This window comes from Candidatus Methylomirabilota bacterium (assembly GCA_036005065.1).
Lineage (GTDB): Bacteria > Methylomirabilota > Methylomirabilia > Rokubacteriales > DASRDR01 > DASYQW01.
On the sequence record DASYQW010000404.1, the window covers coordinates 1 to 2,012 of the forward strand.

3 protein-coding genes are annotated in these 2,012 nt (G+C 70.4%); all 3 read right to left on the reverse strand.

Translation table 11 applies throughout. The features are described from left to right. On the reverse strand, positions 1 to 681 hold a 681-nt coding region (locus VGW35_26840), incomplete at its 3' end, for a hypothetical protein (GenBank protein ID HEV8311293.1). Positions 682 to 811: 130 nt separating this feature from the next. Then, entirely contained in the window at positions 812 to 1,783 is a 972-nt protein-coding gene (gene arsS, locus VGW35_26845) for an arsenosugar biosynthesis radical SAM (seleno)protein ArsS (GenBank protein HEV8311294.1), read from the reverse strand. Beyond that, positions 1,780 to 2,012 (reverse strand): carboxymuconolactone decarboxylase family protein (locus VGW35_26850; GenBank protein ID HEV8311295.1); only part of this gene is annotated, 233 nt, incomplete at its 5' end. The genes arsS and VGW35_26850, both read right to left, overlap by 4 nt.

The following is a 2,012-nucleotide window of genomic DNA, read 5'->3' on the forward strand; positions in this document are numbered from 1 at the left end:
GTACTTGCCCGGCCCCCAGCTCTTCAATACTTTCTCCACCGTGCCGCGATCGACCCCGAGGAGCTCCTGGAAGGGCGCGAGGCTCGGCGAGATCGCGACGATCGCGCCCACGTCGAGGTCGCGGTTGGGCCATCCGTCGAGGCGCTGCCCGATCCCCTTCATGAACGAGTCGTCCACCGTGGAGTGGCAGATCGCGCAGGTGATCCCGATCGAGGTGAGGTGCAGGCCGTCGCTCTTGTCGTCGAAGACGCCCTTGATGCCGACCACGGCGTCGGCCTTGAGCAGCTCGAGCGTGGTCTTCTCCTCGTCCAGGCTCACCGAGCCGTGGGTCAGCACCTTGGCCAGCAGCTTGGGCACGGCGTCGAAGTCGACCTTGAGGCCGAGGGCGAGGCCCTGGTGGGGGGTGAGGCCGGGCCCGACCCCGTGGCGTTTGGCCCCGGAGATGGCCTCGTGCAGGCGGAGCTGCCCGCCCCAGAAGTCCTCGCTGCCGAACGTGTCGTGGCGGAAGACGTGCCGCCCGTCGTCCACGAGGCGATCCGCGTTGGCCTCGATGTCGGTGCGGCCGGGGATGCGCTTGACCGCCGGGTTCTGGGGGGCGGACTTCTCGGGCGTGAGGTGGCGGCAGGCGGTGACGAGGACGGCGATCAGGAGGACGGAGAGAACCGCGCGCGCGTGACGCATGAGACCTCCATCACCATGGTTGGTCCAATGGGCGACCGGAGGTCAACCCGGGCCGCGCGAATTCCCGAAATGCAGCAGTTCGCGGGCGTCGAAGGCAACTGTTGCAACGCGCTCGCGGGCACGGCCCGGCTCAGGCGATCGCGCCCCCGCAGCTCGAGCCCGCACCCGCCGTGCAGCCGAAGCAGTGCTCCCCTGTGCGGATGGGACGGCCCTGCAGCCGGCGCCGGTCGAACTCGAAGATGGTGGCGGGCTGGCCCGCCTCCAGGCCGAGCTCGAGCATCTGGTTGAAATCGCAGTCGTAGAGCCGGCCGTCGTAGCCGACGCTCACGAGGGACCGGCACATGAGACCGGGCAGCGTGGAGGGGTTGAAGGCGGCCTCCAGGCGGGCCATGTACGCGTCGTAGTTGCCGGCGCGCCGCAGCCAGGCCGCGAAGCGCGAGATCGGCATGTTCGTGATCGTGAAGAGGGAGTTGAAGACGATCCCGTGATGGGCGAGCAGCCAGTCGCGCGTGTCGCGCTCCAGGTCGTGCTGCGCCGGGGGCAGGAACGCGCCGACGGGATTCGAGACGAGGTTGAGAACGAGGCCCGGCTCACGCCCGTAGCCCACGGCGTTGAGGGCCCGCAGCCCTTCGACGCTGCGCGCGTAGACCCCCCGGCCGCGCTGGCGGTCCGTCGCCTCTTCCGTGTAGTGGGGCAGGGAGGACACGACCTCGACGCCGTGGTCGGCGAAGAAGCGCGGGAGGTCGGCAAAGCCCGGCTCGAACTGCACGGTGAGGTTGTGGCGCACCATGACCTTGCGGCCGAGGGCGCGGCCGCGCGCCACCATCTCGCGGAAGCGCGGGTGCAGCTCGGGCGCGCCTCCGGTGATGTCGAGGGTGGCCAGCTCCGGGGCCCCGGCCAGGGCGGCCAGGCAGGCCTCGAACACGTCGTCGGCCATCACCTCCGTGCGGATGGGCGAGGCATCGACGTGGCAGTGGTGACAGGCCTGGTTGCAGCGCTTGCCCACGTTGACCTGGAGGGTCGTGGGCACGGCCGCGCGCAGCTCGCCCCCGCGGCCGGCGATGCGCAGCGCGAAGCGCGAAGGGGGGGCGGCGGTGGTCACATCGAGATCTTCTTGTCGGCGTTGTGGGCGACGAGGCCGTGGGCGAGGGCGATGCCCGCCCGGAGCGAAGCGGCGGCGTGCATCGCTTCCGCGAGGTGCTTCATGGTGAGACCCTGCTCCAGCGCCGTCTGCGTGTAGCTGTCGATGCAGTACGGGCACTGTGAGACCTGGGCCACCGCGAAGCCCACCAGGACCTTCTCGCGCTTGGTCAGAAGTCCCGGCTCGAAGG